General features: G+C 47.1%; 31 protein-coding genes. 18 read left to right on the plus strand and 13 right to left on the minus strand.

Annotation, left to right across the window (positions count from 1 at the left end; translation table 11 throughout):
- Positions 1-297 precede the first annotated feature (297 nt).
- Positions 298-1161, minus strand: coding sequence for a YicC/YloC family endoribonuclease (locus HGT71_RS13045; protein ID WP_214218172.1), 864 nt, complete (start codon positions 1159-1161; stop codon positions 298-300).
- Positions 1162-1299: 138 nt separating this feature from the next.
- Between HGT71_RS13045 and HGT71_RS13050 the strand changes: the two genes are divergently transcribed.
- Positions 1300-1716 carry a DUF3574 domain-containing protein gene (locus HGT71_RS13050; RefSeq protein WP_214218173.1) on the plus strand — a complete coding sequence of 139 codons (417 nt, stop codon included), beginning with the start codon at positions 1300-1302 and terminating at the stop codon, positions 1714-1716.
- Between the two features lie 32 nt (positions 1717-1748).
- Here HGT71_RS13050 and HGT71_RS13055 read toward each other — a convergent pair whose 3' ends face one another.
- Positions 1749-2933 carry a NupC/NupG family nucleoside CNT transporter gene (locus HGT71_RS13055; protein ID WP_214218174.1) on the minus strand — a complete coding sequence of 395 codons (1185 nt, stop codon included), beginning with the start codon at positions 2931-2933 and terminating at the stop codon, positions 1749-1751.
- 149 nt (positions 2934-3082) lie between these two features.
- On the opposite strand from HGT71_RS13055, the gene rph reads away from it, so the two are divergent.
- Together rph and pyrE are read left to right on the plus strand one after the other, a co-directional pair.
- Entirely contained in the window at positions 3083-3799 is a 717-nt protein-coding gene (gene rph, locus HGT71_RS13060; protein WP_099823133.1) for a ribonuclease PH, read from the plus strand.
- A 47-nt stretch (positions 3800-3846) separates the two neighbouring features.
- Entirely contained in the window at positions 3847-4488 is a 642-nt protein-coding gene (pyrE, locus tag HGT71_RS13065) for an orotate phosphoribosyltransferase (protein WP_048913026.1), read from the plus strand.
- 38 nt (positions 4489-4526) lie between these two features.
- Here the strand turns inward: pyrE and slmA are convergent, their stop codons facing one another.
- From slmA to coaBC, 3 genes are all read right to left on the minus strand, one after another.
- A complete protein-coding gene (gene slmA, locus HGT71_RS13070) occupies positions 4527-5123 on the minus strand; it encodes a nucleoid occlusion factor SlmA (RefSeq protein WP_099823326.1) in 597 nt (198 codons plus the stop codon).
- Positions 5124-5204: 81 nt separating this feature from the next.
- Positions 5205-5660, minus strand: coding sequence for a dUTP diphosphatase (dut, locus tag HGT71_RS13075; protein WP_048913025.1), 456 nt, complete (start codon positions 5658-5660; stop codon positions 5205-5207).
- Positions 5641-6858 carry a bifunctional phosphopantothenoylcysteine decarboxylase/phosphopantothenate--cysteine ligase CoaBC gene (gene coaBC, locus HGT71_RS13080; protein WP_214218175.1) on the minus strand — a complete coding sequence of 406 codons (1218 nt, stop codon included), beginning with the start codon at positions 6856-6858 and terminating at the stop codon, positions 5641-5643. The genes dut and coaBC overlap by 20 nt, the downstream gene beginning before the upstream one ends.
- 237 nt (positions 6859-7095) lie before the next feature.
- Here coaBC and radC point away from each other — a divergent pair, with 237 nt between their 5' ends.
- The 4 genes from radC (at position 7096) to mutM (ending at position 9299) form a co-directional block, all read left to right on the plus strand.
- Entirely contained in the window at positions 7096-7749 is a 654-nt protein-coding gene (gene radC / locus HGT71_RS13085; protein WP_214218176.1) for a RadC family protein, read from the plus strand.
- Positions 7750-8009: 260 nt separating this feature from the next.
- Complete coding sequence (gene rpmB, locus HGT71_RS13090) at positions 8010-8246, plus strand: 50S ribosomal protein L28 (protein ID WP_048913021.1); 237 nt, start codon at positions 8010-8012, stop codon at positions 8244-8246.
- Between the two features lie 11 nt (positions 8247-8257).
- Positions 8258-8425, plus strand: a complete 168-nt coding sequence (gene rpmG, locus HGT71_RS13095; RefSeq protein WP_048913020.1) for a 50S ribosomal protein L33 — start codon at positions 8258-8260, stop codon at positions 8423-8425.
- A 64-nt stretch (positions 8426-8489) separates the two neighbouring features.
- The gene (mutM, locus tag HGT71_RS13100; RefSeq protein ID WP_214218177.1) at positions 8490-9299 is read left to right on the plus strand and encodes a bifunctional DNA-formamidopyrimidine glycosylase/DNA-(apurinic or apyrimidinic site) lyase; all 810 of its coding nucleotides are present in this window, start codon (positions 8490-8492) and stop codon (positions 9297-9299) included.
- On the opposite strand, the gene coaD is transcribed toward mutM, so the two are convergent.
- A complete protein-coding gene (gene coaD, locus HGT71_RS13105) occupies positions 9296-9781 on the minus strand; it encodes a pantetheine-phosphate adenylyltransferase (protein ID WP_214218178.1) in 486 nt (161 codons plus the stop codon). The two genes, mutM and coaD, sit on opposite strands and share 4 nt — an antisense overlap.
- 8 nt (positions 9782-9789) lie before the next feature.
- Entirely contained in the window at positions 9790-11067 is a 1278-nt protein-coding gene (waaA, locus tag HGT71_RS13110; protein WP_214218179.1) for a lipid IV(A) 3-deoxy-D-manno-octulosonic acid transferase, read from the minus strand.
- A gap of 351 nt (positions 11068-11418) precedes the next feature.
- Here waaA and HGT71_RS13115 point away from each other — a divergent pair, with 351 nt between their 5' ends.
- From HGT71_RS13115 to rfaL, 6 genes are all read left to right on the plus strand, one after another.
- The gene (locus HGT71_RS13115; RefSeq protein ID WP_214218180.1) at positions 11419-12564 is read left to right on the plus strand and encodes a glycosyltransferase family 4 protein; all 1146 of its coding nucleotides are present in this window, start codon (positions 11419-11421) and stop codon (positions 12562-12564) included.
- Positions 12539-13336: a lipopolysaccharide core heptose(I) kinase RfaP gene (gene rfaP, locus HGT71_RS13120; RefSeq protein ID WP_214218181.1), complete on the plus strand. Its 798-nt coding sequence runs from the start codon at positions 12539-12541 to the stop codon at positions 13334-13336. The genes HGT71_RS13115 and rfaP overlap by 26 nt, the downstream gene beginning before the upstream one ends.
- Before the next feature lie 16 nt (positions 13337-13352).
- On the plus strand, positions 13353-14396 hold the full coding sequence (locus tag HGT71_RS13125) for a glycosyltransferase (protein WP_214218182.1): 1044 nt from the start codon (positions 13353-13355) through the stop codon (positions 14394-14396).
- A gap of 10 nt (positions 14397-14406) precedes the next feature.
- Positions 14407-15123, plus strand: a complete 717-nt coding sequence (rfaY, locus tag HGT71_RS13130) for a lipopolysaccharide core heptose(II) kinase RfaY (RefSeq protein WP_214218183.1) — start codon at positions 14407-14409, stop codon at positions 15121-15123.
- Positions 15124-15924 carry a 3-deoxy-D-manno-oct-2-ulosonate III transferase WaaZ gene (gene waaZ / locus HGT71_RS13135; protein WP_214218184.1) on the plus strand — a complete coding sequence of 267 codons (801 nt, stop codon included), beginning with the start codon at positions 15124-15126 and terminating at the stop codon, positions 15922-15924.
- Positions 15925-16119: 195 nt separating this feature from the next.
- Entirely contained in the window at positions 16120-17316 is a 1197-nt protein-coding gene (rfaL, locus tag HGT71_RS13140; RefSeq protein WP_280528148.1) for an O-antigen ligase RfaL, read from the plus strand.
- A 40-nt stretch (positions 17317-17356) separates the two neighbouring features.
- On the opposite strand, the gene rfaC is transcribed toward rfaL, so the two are convergent.
- The 5 genes from rfaC to envC all read right to left on the minus strand — a co-directional run bounded on the left by rfaC (position 17357) and on the right by envC (position 22620).
- Positions 17357-18328 (minus strand): lipopolysaccharide heptosyltransferase RfaC, encoded by a 972-nt coding sequence (gene rfaC / locus HGT71_RS13145; RefSeq protein ID WP_214218186.1) that lies wholly within the window; start codon positions 18326-18328, stop codon positions 17357-17359.
- Entirely contained in the window at positions 18316-19377 is a 1062-nt protein-coding gene (gene rfaF, locus HGT71_RS13150; protein ID WP_214218187.1) for an ADP-heptose--LPS heptosyltransferase RfaF, read from the minus strand. The genes rfaC and rfaF overlap by 13 nt, the downstream gene beginning before the upstream one ends.
- 19 nt (positions 19378-19396) lie before the next feature.
- Positions 19397-20326 (minus strand): ADP-glyceromanno-heptose 6-epimerase, encoded by a 930-nt coding sequence (gene rfaD / locus HGT71_RS13155; RefSeq protein WP_214218188.1) that lies wholly within the window; start codon positions 20324-20326, stop codon positions 19397-19399.
- 109 nt (positions 20327-20435) lie between these two features.
- On the minus strand, positions 20436-21317 hold the full coding sequence (locus HGT71_RS13160) for a divergent polysaccharide deacetylase family protein (protein WP_214218189.1): 882 nt from the start codon (positions 21315-21317) through the stop codon (positions 20436-20438).
- A 1-nt stretch (position 21318) separates the two neighbouring features.
- Entirely contained in the window at positions 21319-22620 is a 1302-nt protein-coding gene (envC, locus tag HGT71_RS13165; RefSeq protein WP_214218190.1) for a murein hydrolase activator EnvC, read from the minus strand.
- A gap of 238 nt (positions 22621-22858) precedes the next feature.
- Between envC and HGT71_RS13170 the strand changes: the two genes are divergently transcribed.
- Genes HGT71_RS13170 through cysE form a run of 5 tightly spaced genes read left to right on the plus strand, consistent with a single transcriptional unit; the run spans position 22859 to position 25954 of the window.
- Positions 22859-23290: a rhodanese-like domain-containing protein gene (locus HGT71_RS13170; protein ID WP_214218191.1), complete on the plus strand. Its 432-nt coding sequence runs from the start codon at positions 22859-22861 to the stop codon at positions 23288-23290.
- 17 nt (positions 23291-23307) lie between these two features.
- Positions 23308-23562, plus strand: coding sequence for a glutaredoxin 3 (gene grxC, locus HGT71_RS13175; protein ID WP_048913006.1), 255 nt, complete (start codon positions 23308-23310; stop codon positions 23560-23562).
- 36 nt (positions 23563-23598) lie between these two features.
- Positions 23599-24060, plus strand: a complete 462-nt coding sequence (gene secB, locus HGT71_RS13180; RefSeq protein WP_048913005.1) for a protein-export chaperone SecB — start codon at positions 23599-23601, stop codon at positions 24058-24060.
- A 5-nt stretch (positions 24061-24065) separates the two neighbouring features.
- Positions 24066-25076, plus strand: a complete 1011-nt coding sequence (gene gpsA, locus HGT71_RS13185) for an NAD(P)H-dependent glycerol-3-phosphate dehydrogenase (protein WP_214218192.1) — start codon at positions 24066-24068, stop codon at positions 25074-25076.
- 59 nt (positions 25077-25135) lie between these two features.
- Positions 25136-25954 carry a serine O-acetyltransferase gene (gene cysE / locus HGT71_RS13190; RefSeq protein ID WP_048913003.1) on the plus strand — a complete coding sequence of 273 codons (819 nt, stop codon included), beginning with the start codon at positions 25136-25138 and terminating at the stop codon, positions 25952-25954.
- 8 nt (positions 25955-25962) lie between these two features.
- Here the strand turns inward: cysE and trmL are convergent, their stop codons facing one another.
- The gene (trmL, locus tag HGT71_RS13195) at positions 25963-26436 is read right to left on the minus strand and encodes a tRNA (uridine(34)/cytosine(34)/5-carboxymethylaminomethyluridine(34)-2'-O)-methyltransferase TrmL (protein ID WP_048913002.1); all 474 of its coding nucleotides are present in this window, start codon (positions 26434-26436) and stop codon (positions 25963-25965) included.
- Between the last annotated feature and the right edge of the window lie 5 nt (positions 26437-26441).

Genomic DNA, 26441 nt, shown 5'->3' on the forward strand with positions numbered 1-26441 from the left:
TGTATTTCCTGATGCTTAACACTTCTGTTAATCACCTCAGCACGCGCTCGTTCCCCCGACACAGCTGACCTGATCTGCCGTTCCTAGGACTTGAACTAGGCTTTTATCTGCATGTCTGTTAACTTTCCCATTCGGCCTGTTTGTACTAAACCGATAACGGTAAAAGGATAATTAGTACATCAGATAGTATAAAAAAAGCGCAAAGTTTTGTGAGAAGTAATGATTTTAATTAGACAATAAAACCCGTAAGTAACGGGTTTACTATTGTTAAGACACGATGTGAAATTAAGTGAGAATTTACTCGATATTCTGAATCTGCTCACGCATCTGTTCGATCAACACTTTTAACTCAATCGCCGAAGTGGTAATGGTGGCATTGATCGATTTGGACGCAAGCGTATTCGACTCACGGTTGAACTCTTGCATCATAAAATCCAAACGGCGGCCGACGGCTTCCTTTTTCTTCAGAATATTGTAGGTTTCCTTGATGTGTGCGTCGAGACGGTCCAGCTCCTCGGCAACATCGATACGCTGTGCCAACATGATCAACTCTTGCTCCAGCCGTTGTGTATCGACCTGAATCGCAGCATCGTCCAGTTTACTGACCAGTCGCTCACGCTGCCAAACGAGCACAGCAGGCATCTCTATTCTGACGGTAGCGACTTCGTGACTGACTGCCGCTAGCCGCTGTTCGATCAGTTGCTTTAGTGCGGCACCTTCCGTTTCTCTTGCCTCAACAAATGCATTCAATGCTTGGTCAAGTCCTGCTATAAGCTGTTGATTAATGGCGTCTAAATCTTGCTCGCCCGCGCTCATCACACCTGGCCAACGGAGGATATCGACAGGATTAATCGAGCCTTCATCGGTTTGACATTTTACCCAGTTTGCGGCGTTGATCACTTGCTGCGCTAATGTTTGGTTTAAGGTTAATTCGCCTTGCGCGCCGGGGTTCGGTTCAAAACGAAGCTGGCATTCGACCTTACCTCGGGTTAAACGCTGGCGAATACGATCGCGGATAACCGGCTCCAAACTACGAAATTGCTCAGGAAGGCGAATATAGGTTTCAAGGTAACGTTGGTTAACTGAGCGTAGCTCCCAGCTGGCGTTGCCCCATTCTCCTTTCATATCGTGGCGTGCAAAAGCGGTCATACTGCGGATCATAGTGATTACTCATTTTGGTCAATTTAACGGTGAGTATAGCCGCCCAGGCGCTGTGAAAACAGCGCAGTCTGTAAGTCGATGGCTATACGGCTCATTACCCCTTAGGATAGGCGCTCGCGTATCAGAGAAGGAACAAAGATGAAAATCTCAGTCTATTCATTATTATTGACCAGTGGATTACTCCTCGCAGGCTGCCAGTCGCGACAACCGGATAGTGCATCTTGTCAGGTGGGAAGCGCCATGCAACAAACTCAGCTCTGGTTTGGTCTCAGCAAACCAGATGGACAGTCCATTTCAACGCAACAGTGGCAACACTTTGTTGACCAAGTGATCACTCCCGCTTTTCCACAGGGATTATCAGTATTGGAGGCAAGAGGGCAGTGGCTAAGAAACGACGGTGTGCGTGTCAGCGAAAATAGTCGTGGAGTATTACTGATTTATCCCGCAAGCAAAGAGAAGTCACACGCGATCGACCTTATTCGAACCCGCTATCAACAACTTTTTGCTCAAGAGTCGGTCATGCGCATCGACCAACCTGTATGTGTTGCCTTCTAGATGTTGGGCGCAACCCGTGCGCCCGCTTTAGCTTAAAGGAACAGGCTTGCGAAGGCGGCTGACAGAAGGCTCACTAATGTCGAGCTGTACACCAGCTTCCAGCCATAACGCGACACGATATTCCCCTGCTTTTCATTAAGCCCTTTCACGGCTCCAGCAACGATACCGATTGACGCAAAGTTCGCAAACGAGACTAAGAAGATCGACAGAACCCCGAGACCCTTGGTCGTAAATTCTCCAGCCATCTTCTGTAGATCAATCATTGCCACAAATTCATTCGAGACCAGTTTGGTCGCCATAATACTTCCTGCTCTTAATGCATCCTGCTTAGGGATACCGACTAACCAAGCAAGAGGAGAAAACAGGTAGCCTAGCAGCTGTTGGAAACTGTAACCGAATAGCACGGAGAATAAGGCGTTGATTGCACTAATCAAGGCGATAAAGCCAATAAGCATCGCGAGAATGATCATCGCGACTTTGAAACCAGCCAGAATATATTCCCCTAACATTTCGAAAAAGCTCTGTTTTTCGTGAAGCTTTTCTAGCGAAATCGGTGCATCGTCTTGGTGGCGCGTCGGATTAATGATCGACAAGATGATGAAGGTACTAAACATATTCAGGAGTAATGCGGTAACGACATAGCGCGCATCAATCATCGACATATAGGCGCCAACAATCGAGAGTGATACCGTCGACATGGCGGTCGCCGCCATGGTGTAGAGGCGTTTCGGTGGGATATCAGCCAGGATACCTTTATAGGCGATAAAGTTCTCAGACTGCCCCAAAATTAAGGTACTCACAGCATTAAAGGATTCAAGTTTTCCCATCCCATTCACTTTAGACAGTAAGGTACCGATAACCCGTATTAATAGTGGTAAAATCTTCCAATGCTGCAAAATACCAATCAATGCTGAAATAAAGATAATCGGGCACAACACGCCGAGGAAAACGAACGCCAGCCCTTGTTGATGAAGACCGCCAAAGACAAAATCCGTACCTTGGGCGGCAAAGCCGAGTAAGGCTTCAAAGAATCCACTCACGCCACCGACTAACGCTAATCCCGCCGATGAATGTAAGCAAAACCAGCCAATAGCGCCCTCAATGATCAGTAGTTGTAAGAGGAAGCGTATTCGAATCTGTTGACGATCATGGCTGACGAGAAACGCCAGTAGTCCAATCACGGCAAGGGCGAGGATAAAATGTAGTAAGGTCAACATAGCTCGGTTTCATTGGCGAAAGAGTAATATTTAGCCATAGCGAGTAAATTTTTTCATCTGTAATCTCGGCAATTCTTCCCACTAACAAGACACTGAGTGGTGAAATCCGTATACTGTGCAGCGTTATCCACCGTAGTCGGAGAGAATTTATGCGTCCAGCAGGCCGTAGTGCACAGCAAGTCCGTCCAGTCACGCTCACGCGTCATTACACTAAACATGCCGAAGGGTCGGTACTCGTCGAGTTCGGAGAAACGAAAGTTCTCTGTAACGCCACTGTCGAAGAAGGCGTCCCTCGCTTCTTAAAAGGACAAGGCCAAGGGTGGGTGACTGCAGAGTACGGAATGTTACCGCGCTCGACGCATAGCCGCATGCCGCGTGAAGCGGCCAAAGGTAAACAAGGTGGGCGTACGCTAGAAATTCAACGTCTTATTGCGCGCTCTCTTCGTGCCGCTGTGGACTTAAAGGCGCTAGGCGAATATACCATCACCCTCGATTGTGACGTTATCCAAGCAGATGGCGGCACGCGTACTGCTTCTATCACCGGTGCTTGCGTGGCCCTAGCAGATGCCTTAAATGCTTTAGTTGCTAAAGGTAAACTGGCTAAAAACCCAATGAAAGGGATGGTCGCGGCCATTTCTGTTGGCGTCGTAGAGGGGGAAGCCCGCTGCGATCTCGAGTATGTCGAGGATTCTGCAGCCGATACCGATATGAATGTCGTTATGCTGGAAGACGGCCGAATGATCGAAGTGCAAGGGACGGCAGAAGGTGAGCCCTTTAGCCATGAAGAGCTGCTTGCATTATTGGCGTTAGCCAAAGAGGGCATTAACGAGTTAGTGGCTGCACAGAAAGCCGCACTGGCTCAATAATATCAATCAAGCGACCCAAGAGGTCGCTTTTTTATGGGGAAAAGATAATGAAAGCGTGGCAACGTGAATTCATCGAGTTTGCTATCAGTAAGCAAGTACTGAAGTTCGGTGAGTTCACTTTAAAATCCGGACGTAAAAGCCCATACTTTTTTAACGCCGGTCTTTTTAATACTGGGCGTGATTTAGCGCAGCTTGGACGTTTCTACGCACAGGCGTTAGTCGATTCAGGAATTGATTTCGATTTACTGTTCGGACCGGCTTATAAAGGGATACCGATTGCCACCACCACTGCAGTGGCATTGGCTGACCATCACCAACGCGACTTACCTTATTGCTTCAATCGTAAGGAAGCGAAAGACCATGGCGAAGGGGGATTACTGGTAGGTAGCCCGCTCGAAGGCCGAGTGATGTTAGTCGATGATGTGATCACGGCAGGGACGGCGATTCGGGAGTCAATGGAGATCATCACGGCACACCATGCTACGTTGGCGGGTGTTTTGATCTCATTAGATCGTCAAGAACGCGGGCGTGAAGCGATTTCGGCGATTCAAGAAGTGGAGCGTGATTACCAGTGCCGAGTCATTTCGATCATTACGCTGAAAGATCTGATTAGCTATCTTGAAGAGCAACCTTCTATGGCGGAAGCCTTGGACGCGGTGAAAGCTTATCGCGAGCAGTACGGTATTTAATAGCGATAGCGGGGCGATCCCCCGCTATCCTTGTTGCGCTACTGGAGCTGCGTAGCCAATAAAGGCCAACGCTGATCGAAATTCGCAGTGGGTTTAAAGCGAAATTCTGAGCGCACATAACGAGAAAGTAGCCCTTCACAGAAAGCAATTACTTGGCTGGCGAGTAGCGTTTCATCACACTGAAAACCTTCGCCATCGCGCATTTTCTTCTCTTTCATCACTTGGCGTAATTGGACTTCAATACGTTCGAAAAGCTGGTTGATTCTACCTTGCAGACGATCTTGTTCGAACATCAATGCATGACCGGTCATGATACGTGTCAGGCCAGGATTTCTTTCCCCGAATCCCAGAATAAGCTGAACGATCAGTTTGAGGCGTAGCAAGGTGTCTTTCTCATCATTGAGAATCGAGTTGATTCGGGTAATAAGGCTATCTTCAATAAACTCGATGAGACTATCGAACATCTTAGTTTTACTAGGAAAGTGTCGATAAAGTGCAGCTTCTGATACCCCTACATTCGCGGCTAATTTCGCGGTGGTGATGCGTTGACTGCCATCACCTGACTCTAACATATGAGCCAATGCTTGTAAGATCTCTTCACGCCGGTTGCCCCGCGCGTTTTTTTTCTCTGCCATGCCTTTAACCATCCTAAAAATCCTAATGAATAACCCCAACGCTGGGGTCATCTCAGAAATAAGTTATCTAAAGGGGCTATATTACTGACGACCAGAGTGCCCGAATCCGCCTTCACCACGTTCAGTCTGTGTGAATTCTTCAACAAGAGAAAATTCAGCTTGAACCACGGGCACAAAGACTAATTGTGCAATGCGATCACCGGCCTCGATCACGAAAGGCTGCTCACTACGGTTCCATACAGACACCATCAGTTGGCCTTGATAATCAGAATCGATCAAGCCGACGAGGTTCCCTAAAACGATACCGTGTTTATGTCCTAAACCAGAGCGCGGCAAAATAACGGCCGCCAACTGTGGGTCCGCAACATGTATCGCCAGACCGGTAGGGATGAGTGTGGTACTGCCAGCATCAAGGGTTATCGATCCATCAGTACAGGCTCGTAAATCGAGACCAGCTGAGCCAGGGGTCGCGTAGGCAGGTAAAGGAAATTCTTTACCTACACGTGGGTCAAGAATCTTAATGTCGATCTTTTTCATAGAGGTTGACTATCTCGTCTAATAATTGCTGGCCAAGGAGTTGCTTGTTACACAGTGGTAACTGTTTCTCTCCCTCCTGCCAGAAAAGGTGAAGGGCATTATTATCACTATCGAAACCTTGAGTTGTCCCCGAGACATTATTGGCACAAATCAAGTCGAGGTTTTTACGTTCTCTTTTTTGTCGGGCGTATTCTTCCACATTCTGGGTTTCTGCCGCAAATCCAACCACGTAAGGTTTGGGGGTAGGGAGTGCAGCAACCCCTGCAACAATGTCAGGATTTTTAACGAGTTGCAGTGTAATTTCATCCGTATCAGCGGTCTTTTTTATTTTTTCTGCTGCAATATTGACCGCACGGTAGTCGGCGACTGCCGCACAGCCAATAAAAATATGTTGTTCGGTTATCTCTGACATTACAGCACTGTGCATCTCTTCAGCAGAGACAACGTCTCGACGCACGGCACCCGGCGGGGTCGCTAATTCAACAGGCCCACTAATAAGCGTCACTTTGGCGCCACGTGCCGCGGCAGCTCGGGCGATAGCAAAGCCCATTTTCCCTGAGCTTTTGTTACTGATATAGCGGACTGGGTCCAAAGCCTCTCGGGTCGGGCCAGCAGTAATCATAATATTAAGATGGGCGAGGTCTTGTTGCGATTGCTGCCAAGCCACTGCATGCTCAACGATGACCAAGGGATCTAACATGCGACCTGGGCCAACATCGCCACAGGCTTGGTGACCATGATCAGGCCCCCATACCATAAAATGATGCTCGTGGAGTTTAGCCAAATTATGGGAGGTCAGTGTTGAGCGATACATTTGCTGGTTCATGGCCGGAACAATAGCGATGGGTGCTGCTGTGGCCAGACAGGCGGTGGTCACAATATCGTTCGCCATCCCTTGGGCAATCCGCGCAATAAGGTCCGCGGAAGCCGGAGCGATAATAACTAAATCGGCCCATTTAGCCAGCTCGATATGTCCCATTGCGGCTTCAGCATGCGGGTCGAGTAAATCAGTCGAGACCGGATAACCACTGACTGCTTGTAGGCTTAATGCGGTAATAAAGGCTTCGGCCGCCTGGGTCATCATCACCCGTACCTCAGCACCTTGTTCACGTAACCGACGTACTAAGTCCGGTGTTTTGTAGGCGGCTATCCCTCCACTGACACCAAGAAGGATACGTTTATTCGTCAGGTTACTCATAGGGTGTTGTCCCATCGTATAAGGTCAAACGGTCAGAAAAGAAAGGGTTTGTATCATACCATAAAGCATGACCATCCCAATGTTACAGACTATCTACTTGATTATAATCAATTTATTTTTAATAAACCGATCGATGGTCAAACACTGAGAGACCGCTCTAAAATCATGATTCTACCACTGTGATTATGAACAGTAATTACCTAAATTAGCAATGATTAGGTGAGCGGAGGACGAGTCATGATTGAAAAACCGAGGGAAAAACTTTTATCAAGCGGCGCAGCAACGTTAACCAATAGCGAGTTATTGGCAATATTCTTGCGTACGGGGGGCTCAGGAATGCCTGTGCTTGAGTTTGCACATTACCTCTTATCACATTTTGGTAGCTTACAAGCGGTGATGAGTGCTAGCCAAGACCAATATGCCGCGATAAAAGGAATAGGACAGTCGAAATTAAGTCAGATATACGCTATCGCAGAACTCGGTAAACGGTTTTACCAAGAACAACTTCTCTGTAAAGAGAGTATTTCAGACCCGAGTGAGGCTTATTATTACTTGGTGAGTCAGCTTGCCCATCTAGAGCGTGAAGTGTTTCAAGTGCTTTTTTTGGATAATCGCCACCGTGTCCTTGAGGCGCAGACCATGTTTCAAGGAACGATTAATAGCGTTGAGGTGCATCCGAGAGAAGTGGTCAAGGAGGCACTACGCTATAATGCCGCGGCAATTATCTTGGCGCATAATCACCCTTCCGGTGTAGCGAAACCGAGTGAGGCCGATAAAAAAATTACTCAGCAAATTCAAAAAGCCTGTCAACTATTCAATATCTCGGTGCTCGATCACTTTATTATTGGACGAGGTGAATTTTTTTCATTTGCGCAGCATGGATGGCTATAACCTTGAAAAACCGGTTAAAAAAAAGACAATTAACCGAAAAAGTGTACTTTTTCATCGATCCTAAGAGATCTTTATCTGTTCGGGTCTTGAGCACTAGGCCGACAGGGCGTATACTACGCCACCTTTGAGAATCTCGGGTTTGGCGTTTAGGCCTGCTCAGCGGGTTCACATTGAACTCGCCTGGATAGGTTAAAAGCCTGACGAGGCGGCCAAAACCTAAGTGAAAAGCTCGAGCTGATTTTGATTTTTGGAGATATGACATGTCACGAGTCTGCCAAGTAACTGGCAAGCGTCCGGTAACGGGTAACAACCGTTCCCACGCAATGAACGCGACGAAACGCCGTTTTCTTCCGAACTTACACTCACACCGTTTCTGGGTTGAGAGTGAGAAGCGTTTTGTTACTTTGCGTGTATCTGCTAAAGGTATGCGTGTAATCGATAAGAAGGGTATTGATGCTGTGTTAGCAGACATGCGTACCCGCGGTGAGAAGTACTAAGGAACTGAATCATGGCTAAAGGTATTCGTGAGAAGATCAAGCTAGTTTCCTCTGCTGGTACAGGTCACTTCTATACCACTACGAAGAACAAGCGCACTAAGCCAGAAAAACTGGAACTTAAGAAGTTTGATCCAGTTGTTCGTGAGCACGTGCTATATAAAGAAGCTAAAATCAAATAATTTTAGTATTCTTATAAAAACCCGGCCCTATGGTCGGGTTTTTTGCTTTTAACGGGGAGTACTTATGCCTGAATTACCTGAAGTCGAAACCACTAAACGGGGTATAGCACCGCATATCGTGGGTGAGACCTTGTTACATGCTGTCGTAAGGCATCCGCAGCTTCGTTGGCCAGTGTCTGAAGAAATCTATCAGCTCAGTGATGAGACGGTCTTAAGCATAGCGCGACGGGCCAAGTACCTACTGCTTGAACTGAAGCATGGTTGGATCATCATCCATCTCGGTATGTCAGGCCGTTTGCGTATTCTAAGTGAAGAGACTCCCCCTGAAAAACATGACCATATTGATTTAGTTTTCAGTAATGGCAAAACCTTACGTTATACCGACCCTCGCCGTTTTGGCGCATGGCTATGGGAAACTGACCTTAGCCAGAGCCGGGTTCTACACCATCTTGGACCGGAACCGCTTAGCGAAGCCTTTAATGCTGAGTGGTTAATACAAAAATCGGCCACCAAAAAAACCGCGATTAAACCTTGGTTAATGGATAACAAATTGGTCGTTGGGGTCGGTAACATCTATGCCAGTGAATCGCTTTTCCAAGCCGGTATTCATCCTGATCGCCCAGCAAATGGATTAACGCATCTCGAAAGTGAAAGGTTAGTCGCGTCGATTAAGGCGGTACTACAGCGTTCGATCGAACAAGGTGGAACCACCTTGCGTGATTTTTTACAGAGTGATGGTAAACCGGGTTATTTTGCCCAACAGCTCAATGTTTATGGGCGTGCGGGCGAACCGTGTCTGCACTGTGGTACCCCGATAATGTCTGGTCGGCATGCTCAACGTAGCACCTATTGGTGCCCGAGCTGTCAGCACTAACTCGCGTTAAATTTAGCCAGTACCGCGTGTTGGATCTCTGCGCTAACAAAGTTCTCGATATTCCCTTGATGGCGCGCCACTTCTTTAACGATAGTGGAAGAGAGGAAGGCGTACTGCTCGTTCGGCGTCATGAAAATCGTTTCGAGCTGTGGGTTGAGCTGTTGGTTGGCCTGAGCTAATTGACGCTCGTAATCGAAATCGGACACTGACCGAACACCGCGAATTAAGACGGTGGCACGGTGTTGTGCGGCGAGCTGGGCTAACAAGCTATTAAATCCAATTACTTCGACATTGGGTAGGTTAGCCGTCGCCTGTTTCGCAAGTGCTACGCGTTCCTCAAGGCTGAATAACGGTTTTTTACTTGGATTTAAGGCAATGGCAACTATCAGCCGCTCAAACAGCCCTGCACTGCGCTGAATGATATCTAAATGGCCAAGCGTGAGTGGGTCAAACGTTCCTGGATAAATGGCCACAACCGACATATTCACTCCTAATGAGATTGCGCGTTAAGATAGGGTTCGACGATATGCAGTAATTGTTGAAGAGCGCCTTGATTTTGATGCAAGACATCCACTGCATGCAAGCCATAATATTTACGTAAATCACTGTCTGCGAGAAGTTGTGTCATCTCTTGGAATAATGCCGCGTGATCGGCGACAGTGATTAATCCTTGAGCTTGTTCAAGTCGTCCGCAAATATCCTTAAAGTTCCAGATATGTGGACCCATGATCACCGGAATGGCATGGGCTGAAGGTTCTAAAGGATTATGTCCGCCACGCTCCACCAAGCTGCCTCCGACAAAGGCCACATCAGCAATCCCATAAAGTAACATCAGTTCGCCCATGGTATCGCCAATCAATACCTGCGTTGTCGCACTAGGCGTTTGATTGTCACTGCGCATTAGCGGTTCAAAAGCCAATTTTTCCGCAAGTTCTTTCACCGATTGAAAACGCTCTGGATGACGAGGCACTAAAATCAGCAAAAGAGTCGGGAATTGAGAGAGTAGCTGGCGATGTGTCTCCAAAATAATACGTTCTTCGCCTTCATGGGTACTTGCCGCGATCCATACTGGGCGATGGGCGGCCCATTGTCGGCGGAGAGCGACCGCCTTAGCGGCCAGTTCAGGCGTAACGGAAATATCGAATTTCAAACTGCCCGTCACGGTGACTCGCTCGGATTTAGCCCCTAAAGCAATAAATCGCTTACCATCCTCACTATTTTGTGCCGCAATACAGCTAATTTTTTGCAAAAGCTCGGCGAGTTCTCTTCCTAGCTTTTGATAGCGTTTAGCCGAGCGTTCGGATAAACGCGCATTAGCAATGATTAAGGGGATTTGGCGACGATGTAAGGTATGGATAATATTTGGCCAAAGCTCGGTTTCCATAATGATGACTAAACGCGGCGCGGCTGTATCTAAAAAGCGATTGATCGCTGTGGGCAGATCATAGGGAAGATAAACATGCGAAACATTTTTACCAAAAGCCGACTGTGCTCGCTCTGAGCCGGTTGGCGTCATCGTCGTTACAGTAATAGGGATAGTGGGATACTGATATTGCAGGGCCCTGACTAAAGGGATTGCGGCGAGTGTCTCACCGACCGACACGGAATGCAGGACGATACCTCCAGGCACCACTTTACCTTTGCAATAACCATAACGTTCTTTCCAGCGTAGGCGGTATCCTGGCAGTTTTTTACCACGGTGCCAAAGTCTAATCCAAATCAACGGTTGGACGAGATAAAGTAAAAGGGTATAAACGGCAGTCAGCATTGTGTTATCGGTTGGCCTGAAAGATGAAATTAAGGCGTCGATATTACCAGAAAAAAAGGGTTCTCACATTATCCCTACACCTTCAGACTTATCTGTTTACGTGACTCACTCACCGCCGTACTTGACCCGTACCATCGCTCGAATAGCGCCCACTCATCGTCTTAATTAGTGTAAACTTGGCAATATTGACTGAGCTGCTTATCCATTTTCGTTCGTTTCGCGGCCAATGGGATAATCCAACATTGCGGTGACCTTCACCTTATCGGCCCTAGCCTCTCAATTAATGATATGAGGCAGCGCTTCAACGAATGAAATCGCCTATTATCAAGGCCCCTTAGTGAGGACGTTTACGTGAAAATAGCCTTTTGCTTACATAAATACTTCCCTTACGGTGGGCAGCAACGAGATTTTAAGCGTATTGCGTTAGCTTGCCAGCAACGTGGTCATCAAGTCGTTGTTTACACCTTTGAATGGCAAGGAGAAAAGTGTCCAGGATTTGAGGTGGTTTTGGTACCGAAACAAGGATCCTCTAACCATGCTCGAAATCACTTTTTTAGTCGTTGGATTGCGGATTATCGGCGGTCGCACCCTGATGATCTCTTAGTCGGTTTCAATAAAATGGCGGGCTTAGATATTTATTTCGCCGCAGATGTTTGTTATGCAGCGAAAACGGCGAAAGAAAAAGGGTTCTTATATAAACTAACCCCACGCTACCGTAGTTACTGTCAGGCGGAAAATGCCGTTTTTTCTACCGATTCGAATACAGAAATATTAGTGCTAACGCCTCAGCAAAAAACTGACTTTATTCAGTTTTATCAGACATCTAATGAACGTTTCCATTTACTGTCACCGGGCATTGATCCGCAGCTATACTCCTCGCAGCAACGGGATAATTATCGACAGGAAACTCGCCAGCGACTTGGCCTGACCAGCGACGATTTTTTCCTACTGCAAGTCGGGTCTGATTTTCGGCGTAAGGGTGTGAAACGGAGTATCGCTGCGATTGCTGCGTTACCGTCATCGATCAAGGATAAGGTAACGTTTTGGGTAGTTGGTGCAGATAATGCCGCCAGTTGTCGGCATTATGCAGAAAAACTAGGTATAGCGGCTCAGGTCCATTTTCATCAAGGAAGAGACGATATTCCCCAATTGATGGCCGCTGCTGATCTCCTCCTTCACCCTGCCCATCAGGAAGCCGCGGGTATCGTCCTGATTGAAGCCTTAGCCTCAGGGCTACCTGTTATCTGTACGGAAGTTTGCGGTAATGCACCCTACCTCTCTGCAGCCGGAAATGGCAGAGTGATCAGCGAACCTTTTGATCAAGAGACATTCAATCAAGTTCTCTCTGACGCCTTACAAGATCCACATCAGTTAGCATTATGGTCACAGGCAGGGTTGACGTACTGTGAACACCATGATGTTTATCGTTTGCCAGAGCAGGCGGCAGATATTATTGAAAAGAGAGTAAAAGATGCTGCAACTCGAACAGCCTTTTAAGCAGGCGTGGGCGCACAGTGACCCGTACGCAGAGATTTTGGCGCTGCAAGGTGAGACATTTCGGCAAGTAGAAGCGAGAAAAACCCTACGTTTTGACTTTGCTGGAGAAAGCTACTTCGTAAAATATCACAGAGGGACGGCGCTAAAAGAGGTACTCAAAAACCTAATTACGCTACGTTTACCTGTGCTAGGCGCGAAAAATGAGTGGTTGGCTATTCAGCATCTTCACAGCGTCAATGTCCCGACGATGACGTGTTATGGGTATGGTCAGCGTCATTGGAACCCATTAGAACGCGAATCGTTTATCATCACAAAAGATTTAAATCCGGCGATCAGCCTTGAAGACTATTGCGCGAATTGGGCAACTCAACCGCCTCCCTATTCTGTAAAAAGGGTGCTAATAAAACAGTTAGCGCGCACTGTTGCCGCGATGCATCGCTCGGGCCTTAATCATCGAGATTGTTATATCTGCCATTTTCTTTTGGCGTTACCTTACGATACCGAACAAAACGATCCGACACTGTCGGTCATTGACTTGCATCGCGCGCAAATATGGAAAAAAATGCCTGTACGTTGGCGGGATAAAGACCTTATCGCGCTTTACTACTCAAGCTTTCCTTTGGGACTTTCTTTACGAGATTACTGCTACTTTTTGACCGAGTATTTTTCTTGTTCTACACGAGAGGTTTTCCGTCAAGAAGCTCGTCTGATACGGCAGGCACAGAAGAAAGCGGAAAAAATCAAACAGCGTACGCTAAGAAAGAATCTATAAAGGAATGAGAGGCGCTATGACCGCTGAAAAAACGTTGTCGATTATGTCGTTACTGGCATGCGAAAAGGCAATCCAACAACAGATTACCCTTGATCCTTGTGCGGTAAAGGATGATGCCGTCCAGCTTCATGTGGGGTGGGGGGCAGACGGTGACTTTTTATTAGGCAGTGAGATCTCGATGGCTTCCGTCGCCAGTAATAACCCATCAATTCGTTTCCACTTTCATCTATTTAGTAATGATATTCCGCGTATCGATCAGCAAAAAATGGTCGAACTTGCTGAACAGTATGGTTTGAAGGTGACACTGTATACTCTGGACAACGACTACTTCGCCCAACTCCCCACCAATAGACTGTGGTCATCGGCAATTTATTACCGTTTTATCATGGCTGAGATAGTGGCTCAGACTGCTGCGACCATGCTCTATCTTGATGCGGATGTAGTTTGCCAAGGCGATATTAGCGCGTTGCTCGATCTGGACCTCGATAATCACGTTGTCGCGGCGGTCCCCGAACGTGATGCTACCTGGTGGGCACACCAAGCAGAGGTGTTAGGGTGTAAAGCGCTCGCCCAAGGCTATTTTAATTCTGGGGTGATGCTACTCAATCTCGAGGCTTGGCGATCTGAAGCCATTTACGAGCATATCTTACGGTTAGCGGCCGACCCACAACAGCAGGCCAAACTTTCGTTTTATGATCAAGATCTCCTGAATTTAGCGCTCGTAGACAAAAAAATATTTTTGAATAGCGTATATAATACTCAATACAGCCTTAATTATGAGCTTAATGAAGCGAAGCGTAAAAAATTCACTTCTTCCAGCATTTTTATGCATTTTATTGGGCCGACCAAACCTTGGCATCTTTGGGGGCAGTACCCAAGTGCCCAGGCGTTTCAACTGGCGAAAGCGCATTCTCCATGGAAAGGGGAGCCGTTACAGTTACCTCGGTCAACGTACCAATATCGGTATTGTTACAAACATCTGATTCATCAGAAACAAACACTTAAAGGATATGGATATTTTTTTAGGTATTTACTTCGTAAACTACTTTCTCGGCGATAAATAGATAGCTATGGTGACTCAATCCAAACTTGCAGGCTACACCGTTTACACGAACGGTGATGATCAATTTTTCATCAATATGTTGGATGATTTTCTTCATTCTCGCTTAACGACGTTGAAAGTATTTCGTAGTATCCCTGATACCAAAGTCAGCTTAGTCGAAAAAGACGGCAGGCTTTATGTATTGAAAGTGTTTACACCAAAAGAAAAGCGGAATGAGCGTTTTTTAAAGTCTTTCTTCCGTGGCGATTACTACCTAACGCTGTTCAAGCAGACCGCGATGCTTCGCGAAAGGCAGGTGACTTTCCCCAACGATTTTCATCTTCTTGCTGAGACCAAAATCTTCAACTTTGCGAGCCGATTCATTATGATCATCGAATATATCCCGGGTGTAGAAATGGATATTTTGGCGGCGAAAGGCGAATTGACCGAAGAGATTAAGTCTGAAGTGTTGGAAAGCGTTAAAGTTTTACATCAACATCAGGTTATTTTTGATGATGCGCACAAGCAGAACTTTATGCTATCGGACGGGCGGGTAAGAGTCATTGATTTATCGGGTAAAAACTACTCCCGTTTTCGTGCCGCTAAGGATTTTATCGACTTAGAAAGACACTTCGGGATCAGTAACTTTCATCGTGGTTTCTCTTACCAATGGGTAAAACGTAAGTCGCAATTTCGTAAAAAATTTAAGGCCTTTAAGGGACGCTTGATTGGGCGCTCAGTATAAGTGGCCACCCTCTCATTTTTTTCCCGGGCGCAACTTGCTCAGTTACGCGAACAAAGAAGGCACACAACGTGCCTTCTCTTTCTCTCCGGACCTTCGGCCTCTGAGGTCCCGCTTTCGCAGTTACGCGCCACGGATATTATCGCGGTCAATGGGTCGGCGGGCTACTTATTGGATCAGGGGATTAACCCCTTTATCTATTTGGTTACCGATGGTCGATTTGCAACGCAGCGTTTTGAAGCCTTTCAGCGGCATGTTACCGCAGCGACCTTCACGTTTATCAACCAGGAAGTCTTCGATGCCGCTCCCACCGACTTACAGCGTTGGCTAGCTGAACGCTGCTTTATTTTGAAAGAACTCTATAAAAGAGAAAAGTCGGGGCCTATAAAAAAACTCAAGTATGCGTTTTTTTGCGCGCGGCATCCGAGTGTGATGATCGATGTTCCTTTCTCAAGAAAGAAAAGAATGAAGGGATTTTCTAAGGATATTACGCTTGGCTACTGTAACTGTAAAACGGTCGCCTATGCCGCTATCCAGTTAGCCTACTCTTTAGGTTATTCTAAAATTATTTGCGCGGGTTTCGATTTAACGTCGGGTGGACAACGTTTTTATGACCGTCCAGGTGAGGCGGTAATGCCTTCAGAGATAAGCCAAGATACACAGAAAATTATTGCGGTGTTACGTTTTATGAGAGAGAAGATCAACCCGCCGCTCTTTACGCTTTCCACCACCACAGCGATTCCTTACGACATTATTCCTTTGGTCGAAAAAGTGGGTGAAGAGGTCGAATTACGCGATCAATAGGCGGCTTCACCACCTTTTGAATCGCCATAAATTTTGCTCTATAGTAAGCGGCCAGAACAGTATGGCAAGCTCACGCAGGGCAGTTCATTGGCGTGATCTCTTATAGTCATAATAATAAATAATTATTAGGCTAAGATTGAGTTAGGTAACGATATGATTAATCAGTTAAAGGTTTTTTTTAGCCGATACGTGGGAATGAAAAAATGGTGTTCCATTCTTTTTATTATGTTCGTCGGACTTTTTTTTGTTGATGGTATTACTCGATATAAGCATTTAGTTCTATATTGCGCAATCATAACGTCTGTGTTTATCATTTATTATGAAAGACAGATAGTCAAAGAACTCGTAAAGAGTCATGTATTTAAGTTTTTAGTTTTACTCTTAATCGCTGGGATATACTCTTCATCGATATCAATCGACAACTCAATGAGTTTTAAGTATTTTTTTAATACCATTGCAGAAAAGACGGTCCTCACGCCTATCGCCTTTGCTCTTGTTCTCAGTCAACTCACGCATCGCCAAATCTGCCAATCATTATTGCTCGGTTTAGGGCTAATGTTTATAATTTCAGGTGGAAAAGAGTTTTACGCTTACTATGTTGAGTATTGTCAGGGAATCTATCCTTTCTCGAATTATAATCATCGATTTATTGCTGAAGCGCTTATTTTCTCTCTACCTTGTCTTTTATTACTCTGGAAAACGAAAGGTATAAAAGCCAAAATTATTTTCGTTGTAGCAGCCTGTTTGTATGGTTTCCTGATGCTCGGCCTGTTACAGCGTGGGGCATGGCTAGCTATTTTAGTCTTCTCTCTGCTTTGGTGCGTGTTCAATCGGGAATGGAAACTTCCTTTACTGGTGACGCTTATCGTTGCAGTGTGCGGAATGGGGCTCTTTGTGAAGTTCCATGAGCGGTTGTCAGTGCTCACTTATAAATTAGAACAGACCTCAAGTAGCCATCGTTTTGGCAATGGGACGCAAGGTGCGGCTTGGGATATGATTATGCAGCATCCCGTGAAAGGCACGGGTATTGGTGATAAGGTCTATCTTAAAGCCTATGCCAATAACTTACCGCAATACCAGCAGTGGTTTTTCCGTGAGCCTATTGGGCCACATAATTTCTTCCTCTCTAACTGGTTTGCTGGTGGGGTCTTGGGGCTATTTGTAGCCGTCAGTGTGGTATTGGTCCTATTAATCACAGCATTCAAAGGCTATCGACGCTCCGAAAATCTTATCCGTTACTGTTATAGTTCGGTTTTTTTGATGGTGTTTGCCGATTTCTTTGTAAGAGGGTGGGTTGAAGAGACCTTCATTTTCCAAACGGCAATCGCCTCAGCATTTTTAATGGGAATGTTTTTAAGCCCGAGACGTATCATACAAACCAGCGCTAAATAATGAGAAGGCCTCCAGATGAGTTCAGCGGAGGCCTTAAGCATTAGATACACCCAATATTGGTAAGTTTCTCGAGCACTTCGCTGGGCTGGATTTCACTCATTTTACCAGTGGGTTGGCCCTTGATAACATATTGATTCTTACCATACCCGCCGATCAGCAATGGGTCTGTGGGACCATACAAGGTAATATTTGGACGATCTAATGCCGCGGTAAGATGACTGAGACCCGTATCGACTGAAACCACTCCTTTCGCGCCAGCAAGCTGTGTCGCGACCTCACTGAGTGAGAGCTTCGGTAACACCTCAACCTGAGGGCGGCCTTCCGCGAGTCGCATAGCACGCTGCTGCTCTAGTGGAGAACCCCAAGGTAATTTCACTTTAAGACCCTGCGCCACCACTAAGTCTATTAACGTTTGCCAAGCGCTTTCTGGCCAATGTTTATCATCACGCGTTGTCGCGTGTAAGAACACGAGATAGTGATTAGCATCCGCGGGAAGGGCGTTGATAAAATGTTGAGCAATTGCATAATCCCCTTGGCTCTCGGGTAAGGGGTAACCGAGGCTGGCTGCGAATAGCGCCCGAATTTTCTCCACCGCATGTTGTTGTTTACTCAGCCGATGACCCCGGTCGTACCAACAACTGGCAAGAGGCTCGCGGGCACTCTGCCAATCCAACCCATGTTTGATACCTAGGGCTTTACGCGTAATTAAGGCTGAGCTTTTGATCAGGCCCTGAGCATCAATCACCGCATCATAATGAACACTCTGCAGTTGCTGGGTGAAGCGCTGCCGCTCTTCTCGAATATCGCGACGAAACCAATTTTTCCGCCAGCGACGGATGGCTACCGGTATGACACGATCGACAGCCTGATGCCAAGTGGGGATTTGGCTAAAGCCCTCTTCCACGACCCAGTCGAAACGGATGGTCGGAATTTGCTTGAGTGCATCCGTTAGTGCGGGCAGCGTATGAATAACATCGCCCATGGAAGAAGTCTTGACGATTAAGACTCGCATTCATGCTCCCGGACCGTGGCTAACAGTGTTTCTAACTCCGCGAAGACCTGCGTTGGGGTAATATCGATCAGACTTTGATGGTAGCCTTGCTCCCCTTCACCCTTGCGAATTTTATGATAGCCGGTGATTAAGCGGATAATGCGGGCGCGATCAGTGAGAGGCGGTGTAAAATCTGGACTACTCGGGCCGTATAGTGCGACCAGCGGTCGCCCGAGGGCCGCTGCAACATGCATCAACCCTGAGTCATTAGTGACTACCGCATGGCATTGTGCGAGTAAGACGACAGCTTGATCAAGTTCAGTTTTACCCGCTAGATTTGTGCAGTGTGCTGCCTCATCAGGCGTTAATCGTGCGATGATTTCAGCGCCGGCTTCATTGTCTTTGGCTGAGCCAAAGAGTGCGATTTGGTAGCCTTTTGCAATCAGCTGTTTAGCGAGTTCAGCATAATGATAGTCAGGCCAACGCTTCGCTGGCCCGAATTCTGCCCCTGGACAAAAGCCGATGAGTGGACGATCAGCATGTAGGCTAAAGAGGGCCGCTGTTTCAAGTTTTTCGCGTTCTGACACAACCAGTGCTGGCCGTGCGAGCGGCTTTGGTAAGTCTGCTGCGCGAGTGACTTTATTCTGTTCGTAAGCTAAAGCGATATAGCGTTCGACCATCAGAGGAAACACTGTTTTATCTAAACGACGGTGATCGTTTAATAAGCCATAACGCATTTCACCTAGCCAGCCCGTACGGTGTTTTATTCCCGCAAACCAAGGAATAAGTGCGGATTTAAAAGAGTTGGGAAGAACGTAAGCGTGGTCGTAGTGATTATCACGTAACGCCTTACCGAGCCGGTATCGGTCGCCCAATGCCAAGCTTCCATGGCCAATCGGCATGGCTATCGCTTGATTAACCTCCGGCATTCTCGCCAGTAGTGGTCTACACCATGCAGGGGCCATGACATCAATTACCGCGTGTGGCCATTGTGCTTTCAGCGTTTGATACAGGCTTTGCGACATCATCATGTCACCGACCCATGATGGCGCAATCACTAATATTTTCATCGATAAGGCTTCCACTTTCTTAAGGTTTGTTCAACCAACGCATATAGTCGCTTACGCCTTCAGTTACGGTTTTAAAGGTTTTGGTATACCCTGCTTTTCTCAAGCGAGTCAGGTCGGCTTGAGTGTAAGCTTGATAACGACCTTTAAGCTTCTCTGGGAAAGGGATATATTCCACTTCACCTTGTTGATGATGCGCCAGTACGGCATCAGCCACGACTTGGAATGACTCAGCATGGCCTGTACCACAGTTAAAAATGCCTGAAACGCCATTTTCCCAACACCAGAGATTCACGTCAGCGACATCTTCAACATAGATAAAGTCACGTTTAAATTGTTCACTACCGGCAAAAAGTTTCGGATTTTCACCTTGGTTAATTTGATTATTAAGGTGAAAGGCGACGCTGGCCATGCTGCCTTTATGGCTTTCACGAGGACCATAAACGTTAAAATAGCGGAATCCACACACCGGTGAGTCAGCTTCAGGAAGAATGCTTCTTACATAGTGGTCGAACAGCATTTTAGAGTAGCCATAGACGTTGAGTGGCGATTCGTATTGGCGTTCTTCAATAAAATCACTGTCTCGTCCGCCATAAGTGGCTGCTGAGGATGCATACAAGAAGGGGATTTGACGCTCTAAACAAAAATGCAGTAATTCTTTAGAGTATTGGTAGTTATTGTCCATCATATACTTGCCGTCCCACTCGGTTGTTGCAGAGCATGCGCCCTCGTGGAAAACAGCTTCAATCGGCCCTAAATCATCACCGGCCACGATACTCATCAAAAATTCTTCTTTATCCATGTAATCACTGATATCAAGATCAGCGAGATTAATGAACTTAGTGCCATCTTTGAGGTTATCCACCACCAAAATATCGTTATGACCGCGATCGTTTAACGCTTTAACGATATTACTGCCGATCATGCCGGCACCACCAGTTACAATAATCATAAACCACCTTTCGATTAAGACGAAACTCGATCACTATTCGAGTTAACTACCTTAAATCATACCATCTTCACCGGAGGATGGCAGTAAGCCGCCGAATTGGCGGCCTAATTTAGAATAATGCTTTAATGTTGTTTATGAATTGGCTATCGCGTACCGACGTATAAATGATCATTACGCCTTCTGCAGGGTGAAGCTGGCGTAGAGGCTGGGTACGAGGGCAATGCGCGGTGAGTCTTGGCGGTGGCGATGCGTGGGTAACGGTGGTTGCCGCTGAACGATTGAGTAACTGACTCAATTTCACCAATTTAATATCAGCGGGCAGGGTAGGGAGAAGTTGTTGTAGAACTTTTACCGTAGTGGGATGGGGATGCCCTATGGCGATAGCCGAACCATTACGTTGGGCGAGCTTAACCGCACGTTGAAATTGGTAGCGAATATCCGCTTCATTTTGTGTGTCATCTAAGAAGACATTTCTCTTCAATACTCTCACGGATGTGCCACGTGCGGCATTGACGGCTTGGGTATTACCAATGGTCACGCTGTCGAGAAAATAGAGCTGATGATGGTTAAGCACGCTCATGACTTTTTGCATCGCAGGTAAGCTGGAGGTCATCCGGCTCCCCATATGATTATTCAACCCCACCGCATAGGGTACTTGGCGAATAGCATGCTCGATAATACTTTGCACCTGAGTAAGGCTCATTTCAGGGGTCAATGTATTCACCTCAAGGGGTTGCTTGCTCATCGGTGCCATCGGCAGATGAATCAGCACCTCATGGCCCGCTTGGTGGGCAAGGGTGGCCATCGAACGGGAATGTGGGGCATCAGGTAACACAGCGATAGAGATCGTATTAGGAAGAGCAATCACTTTATGCTCCTCCGTGGGACGGTATCCAAAGTCGTCGATAACCAGGGCTAACTGTCCGGCATAGGTTGAATAGGCGAACGTTAGGAAACCAAAAGAAATAAAGGAATGAAATAATTTTCGCACATTATCTTCCTAGCCAGCTTAATGGGTTAACTGCTTGTCCTTGGCGTCGAATTTCAAAGTAAAGTGCCGGAGCACCTTGCCCGCCGCTGCTCCCGACTAGCGCGATAGGTTGCCCGGCTCTTACCTGTTGACCAACGTTCACTAAGGCACTCTGATTATAGCCATAGAGGCTCATATCACCTTTACCGTGTTCAATCACGACGACAAGGCCGTAACCTTGTAACCAGTCGGCCATTAAGACGCGGCCATCGGCAATCGCCCGAACATCAGTGCCTTCCGCTGCACCAATAACCAATCCTTTCCAGCGTAGTTCGCCTTGTAAATTATCACCAAAACGATGAATAAGACGCCCATGGATTGGCCAAGGGTATTGGCCATTGGCCCTGCCCAAACCGCCTGTGCGGGCGATCAGTTCTTTCTCACCTTCGGTAGGACGATAGGTTGAGCCTTTAGCTTGGGCTTGCGCTTGGCGCTGTTTGACTTGTTCTGCGGCTCTCGCCTCGCGAGCTGCTCGAGCTTTAGCTTCTTGCGCGGCTCGGGCAATCTGGTTTTGTAGTCGGTTTTCGTTCTGTCGCATTTCGGCGAGGTCGGCTTGATCTCGCTGTAATGAGGCATTCAATAGTTGTAAGGTTTTTTGCCGAGCACTTTGAGCGGCCTGTAATTGATCTTGTTGCGCTTTTTGTTGGCTGAACAGCGCTTGTTGCTGCTGTTGACGCACTTCGAGCTGTGATTTTTTATCGGCCAAATCGGCACGGGTCTGTTTTAATGACTCGATGTTTTCTTGACGTGCAGTATTTAAATAACGGAAATAAGTCAGCATTCGGTCACTGCGTTGACCGTCTTCACCACTGAGTAGAAGCTCTATACCGCTATGTTGTCCCTGACGGAAAGCCGCATCAAGCTGGGCCGCAAGCACCTTTTCTTCATGAGCTTGAGAACGGATAAGCTCTTCAATAGAGTCCGTTAGCTCTTGGATATCGCTATTAATGCTATCTAGATTGAGTTGCGTCTCACGTAATTGCCGGCTGGCTTGGGCAATAAGTTTCTCTTGGCTCTTTAACTTACCCAATAATTCGTCGCGTTGCTGTTTTTGTGCTTGAACACTGCGCTCTTTGGCCGCAATATCTTGTTGAATCGATCGGAGCGCCGATTGATTATCGTCAGCATAGCCAGAAATGGGTAAGGTCAATAGGCCCGCACAGAGGAGCAGGCTGGACGTCAGCGGTAAACGGCGAAATTGCGGTGACAAAATCGTATTATGCCGAGCTGAAAAAGATAGAGTGAAACGCTTTTTTTCCGTCATAAGGCTGAGATTATTCCATGATGTTTCACAGGTTACCAGAGTAACGCTCGGGTTTTATAGTGTACAGCCTATAATAATGGCATAATCAGATAATAGGTAAGAATTCGGCAGTGTGAAAGGGCCAGTCTAAGGTTATTACAGTAGATAATTCCCATTTTGCAATGTTGTCCCGACTACGCAGTGTTACAACACTGCGCGGATACATTTATATTAGATCGTTCTCGGAGTTGTTTTTCTTATGCAAGATATTATGGAATTCGTTCACAATCACCTTATCTTAAGCCTTGCTTGGGTGGTATTACTGGTATTAGTGATTTTTACTACTTTCAAGGGCCTGTTTTCTAAAGTCAAGTTAATCGGGCGCGGCGAAGCTACCCATTTAATTAATAAAGAAAACGCTGTCGTGGTGGATGTGCGTGGGCGTGATGATTTTCGTCGTGGCCATATCTCTGGTGCGCTCCAAGTGAGCAGTGACGAAATCAAGAAAGGCAATTTTTCCGAACTCGAAAAGTACAAATCTCAGCCGGTGATTGTCGTCTGTGCAACGGGACAGAGTGCCGGAGAGGCTGCGGCACAACTTAACGCAGCAGGTTTCGAAAAAGTATCTGTATTAAAGGATGGTATTAGTGGTTGGAGTAGTGAAAACCTTCCATTGGTCCGTGGCAAATAGATTCTAAAGAGGCTTTTATGGCATCCATCGATATCTACACCAAACAAACCTGTCCTTTTTGCCATCGTGCAAAAGCATTGTTGGATCAAAAAGGTGTGAAATACCACGAAATTGCGATCGATAATGACAGCGAAAAACGGGCGGAAATGATAGATCGTAGTCAGCGTACGACAGTGCCACAAATCTTTATCGATCAGCGCCATGTTGGCGGATGCGATGATTTGTTTGCATTGGAACAGCGTGCACAACTAGACCCACTACTGAATGCCTAACGATAGGCCCTATTTTGTATTAAAGGATTGAGTACCATGTCTGAACAGAACCCAAATGAAATGACTTTCCAGATCCAGCGTGTTTACACCAAAGATATCTCTTTTGAAGCACCTAATGCCCCACAAATTTTCCAAAAAGAGTGGGAACCTGATGTAAAGTTGGACCTCGATACCGCATCGACTCAACTTTCTGAGGGGATCTATGAAGTCGTTCTTCGCGTAACCGTCACCGCTACTGTTGGTGAAGATACTGCTTTCTTATGCGAAGTTCAGCAAGCAGGTATTTTTACCATTTCGGGAATCGAAGGTTCGCAAATGGCTCACTGCTTAGGCGCATATTGCCCTAACATTCTGTTCCCTTACGCTCGCGAGTGCATCTCTGCGCTAGTCTCTCGTGGTACCTTCCCGCAACTGAACTTAGCACCTGTCAACTTTGACGCGCTTTTCATGAACTACCTTCAGCAGCAAGAAGGTGGTGAAGTCGCGCAGGATGCTTAATCACGATGCGTGAAGCAAGCGTAAGCGTTATCGGTGCCGGTTCATACGGCACCGCTCTAGCGATAACTCTGGCCCGTAACGGTTATCCTGTGACGTTATGGGGGCATAACCCACAACATATCGCGCGGTTAAGCGAACAACGTTGCAATGCCGAGTTCCTGTCCGATGTCCCTTTCCCTGATAATCTTGTCTTAACCTCCCAGCTTCATGAAGCCGTTACGCAAAGTCGTGATCTGTTAATTGTTGTCCCCAGCCATGTCTTTGGTGACGTGTTAAAGCAGATCGCCCCAATGTTACTGTCGGATACGCGTATTGTTTGGGCGACTAAAGGGTTAGAAGTTGAGACGGGGCGTTTACTCGAAGACGTTGCCCGCGAAATTTTAGGTCCTGATATTCCTCTGGCAGTCATTTCCGGGCCGACCTTTGCCAAAGAGCTTGCTGCCGGTATGCCCACCGCGATTGCTTTAGCATCGAAGAATGCGCAATTTGCGAACGACTTACAAACTAAGCTGCACTGCGGTAAAAGTTTTCGGGTTTACAGTAATAATGATATGACCGGTGTGCAATTGGGCGGTGCGGTGAAAAACGTCATCGCCATCGGAGCGGGCATGTCAGATGGTATGGGCTTTGGTGCCAATGCCCGCACAGCGTTGATCACCCGTGGATTAGCGGAGATGTCTCGTTTAGGCTTGGCATTAGGTGCGCAAGCGGAGACCTTCACTGGCATGGCCGGTTTAGGCGATCTAGTATTAACCTGCACAGATAACCAATCACGTAACCGCCGTTTTGGAATGCTGTTAGGGCAAGGAACGTCGGTTGAAGAAGCGCAAGAAACGATTAGTCAGGTTGTAGAAGGCTATCGTAACACTAAAGAAGTTTACCTCCTTGCGGCCAGTGTGGGGGTAGAAATGCCAATCGTTGAGCAAATCTACCAAGTGCTTTATTGTGGTAAACCCACTCAAGATGCAGCCATCGCTCTGTTGGGACGAGAACGTAAAGACGAATCACGTCAGTAAGTCAGCTTACTTTATTTAATTATTACGCCCGTTTGGGCGTTTTTTATCAGGAGCATGTCATGTCTTCGGAAGAGCTTGAGCAAATTTGGGAAGCGATTCTCGCTGAAGCACGTGAGCTGGCATCCGGCGAACCCATGCTTGCCAGCTTTTTCCACGCCACGCTACTAAAGCACGACAACTTAGGCAGTGCTTTAAGCTACATGTTGGCGAATAAGTTGGCGAATGCCAATATGCCCGCCATTGCGATTCGCGACATAGTAGAAGAAGCTTATCACCAAGATCCCGGTATGATCATGTCTGCGGTTCGCGATATTATGGCGGTGAGTCAGCGTGACCCCGCAGTGGATAAATATTCGACCCCTTTACTCTATCTTAAAGGCTTCCATGCGCTGCAAGCTTACCGTATTGGTCATTGGTTATGGCGCGAAGGCCGGCGTTCACTTGCCGTCTATCTACAGAACGAAATTTCTGTTTCTTTTGGCGTCGATATCCACCCGGCGGCAAAAATTGGCTGTGGCATAATGCTCGATCATGCAACCGGTATCGTGATTGGCGAAACGGCGGTCGTCAGTGACGATGTCTCTATATTGCAGTCTGTTACGCTGGGCGGGACCGGCAAAACTTCCGGCGATCGTCATCCCAAAATCCGCGAGGGAGTAATGATTGGCGCTGGCGCGAAAGTGTTAGGCAATATTGAGATTGGTGAAGGGGCAAAAATTGGGGCCGGATCGGTCGTATTGATGGCTGTCCCACCCCATACCACCGTGGCCGGAATTCCTGCAAGAATTGTAGGCCGTCCGACCAGCCAAAGGCCCTCAATGGAAATGGATCAACATTTCACTGGGGCAATGGGGTTTGAATACGGTGATGGGATATAACGCTGCGTTTATTCTCGTAACAGTGCGCCAGCATAGCCCAATTGACGCCAAGCTTCGAACACCACCACCGCGACTGAGTTTGAAAGATTCATACTGCGGCTATTCTCTACCATAGGTATACGGATCTTTTGCTGGGGCGGCAAGCTGTCGAGTATTGTTGCCGGTAGACCACGGCTTTCCGGGCCAAACATCAGGTAGTCACCGGCCTGCCAGCTCACTGCACTGTGGGCAGGGGTGCCTTTAGTCGTCAGTGCAAAGAGTCTTTCGGGCTGTTCAGTCGCGAGAAAAGCCTCGTAATTAGCATGTTTTTTTACGGCAGTAAATTCGTGATAATCCAGTCCCGCACGGCGCAGGCGTTTATCGTCCCAAGTAAAACCTAAAGGTTCGATAATATGCAGGGAAAATCCTGTATTTGCACAGAGGCGAATAATATTCCCGGTATTGGGTGGAATTTCTGGTTCGAATAAAACGATATTAATCATGGCGG

The sequence above is a fragment of the Rosenbergiella epipactidis genome (assembly GCF_018494055.1).
GTDB classification, from domain to species: Bacteria; Pseudomonadota; Gammaproteobacteria; order Enterobacterales; family Enterobacteriaceae; genus Rosenbergiella; species Rosenbergiella epipactidis.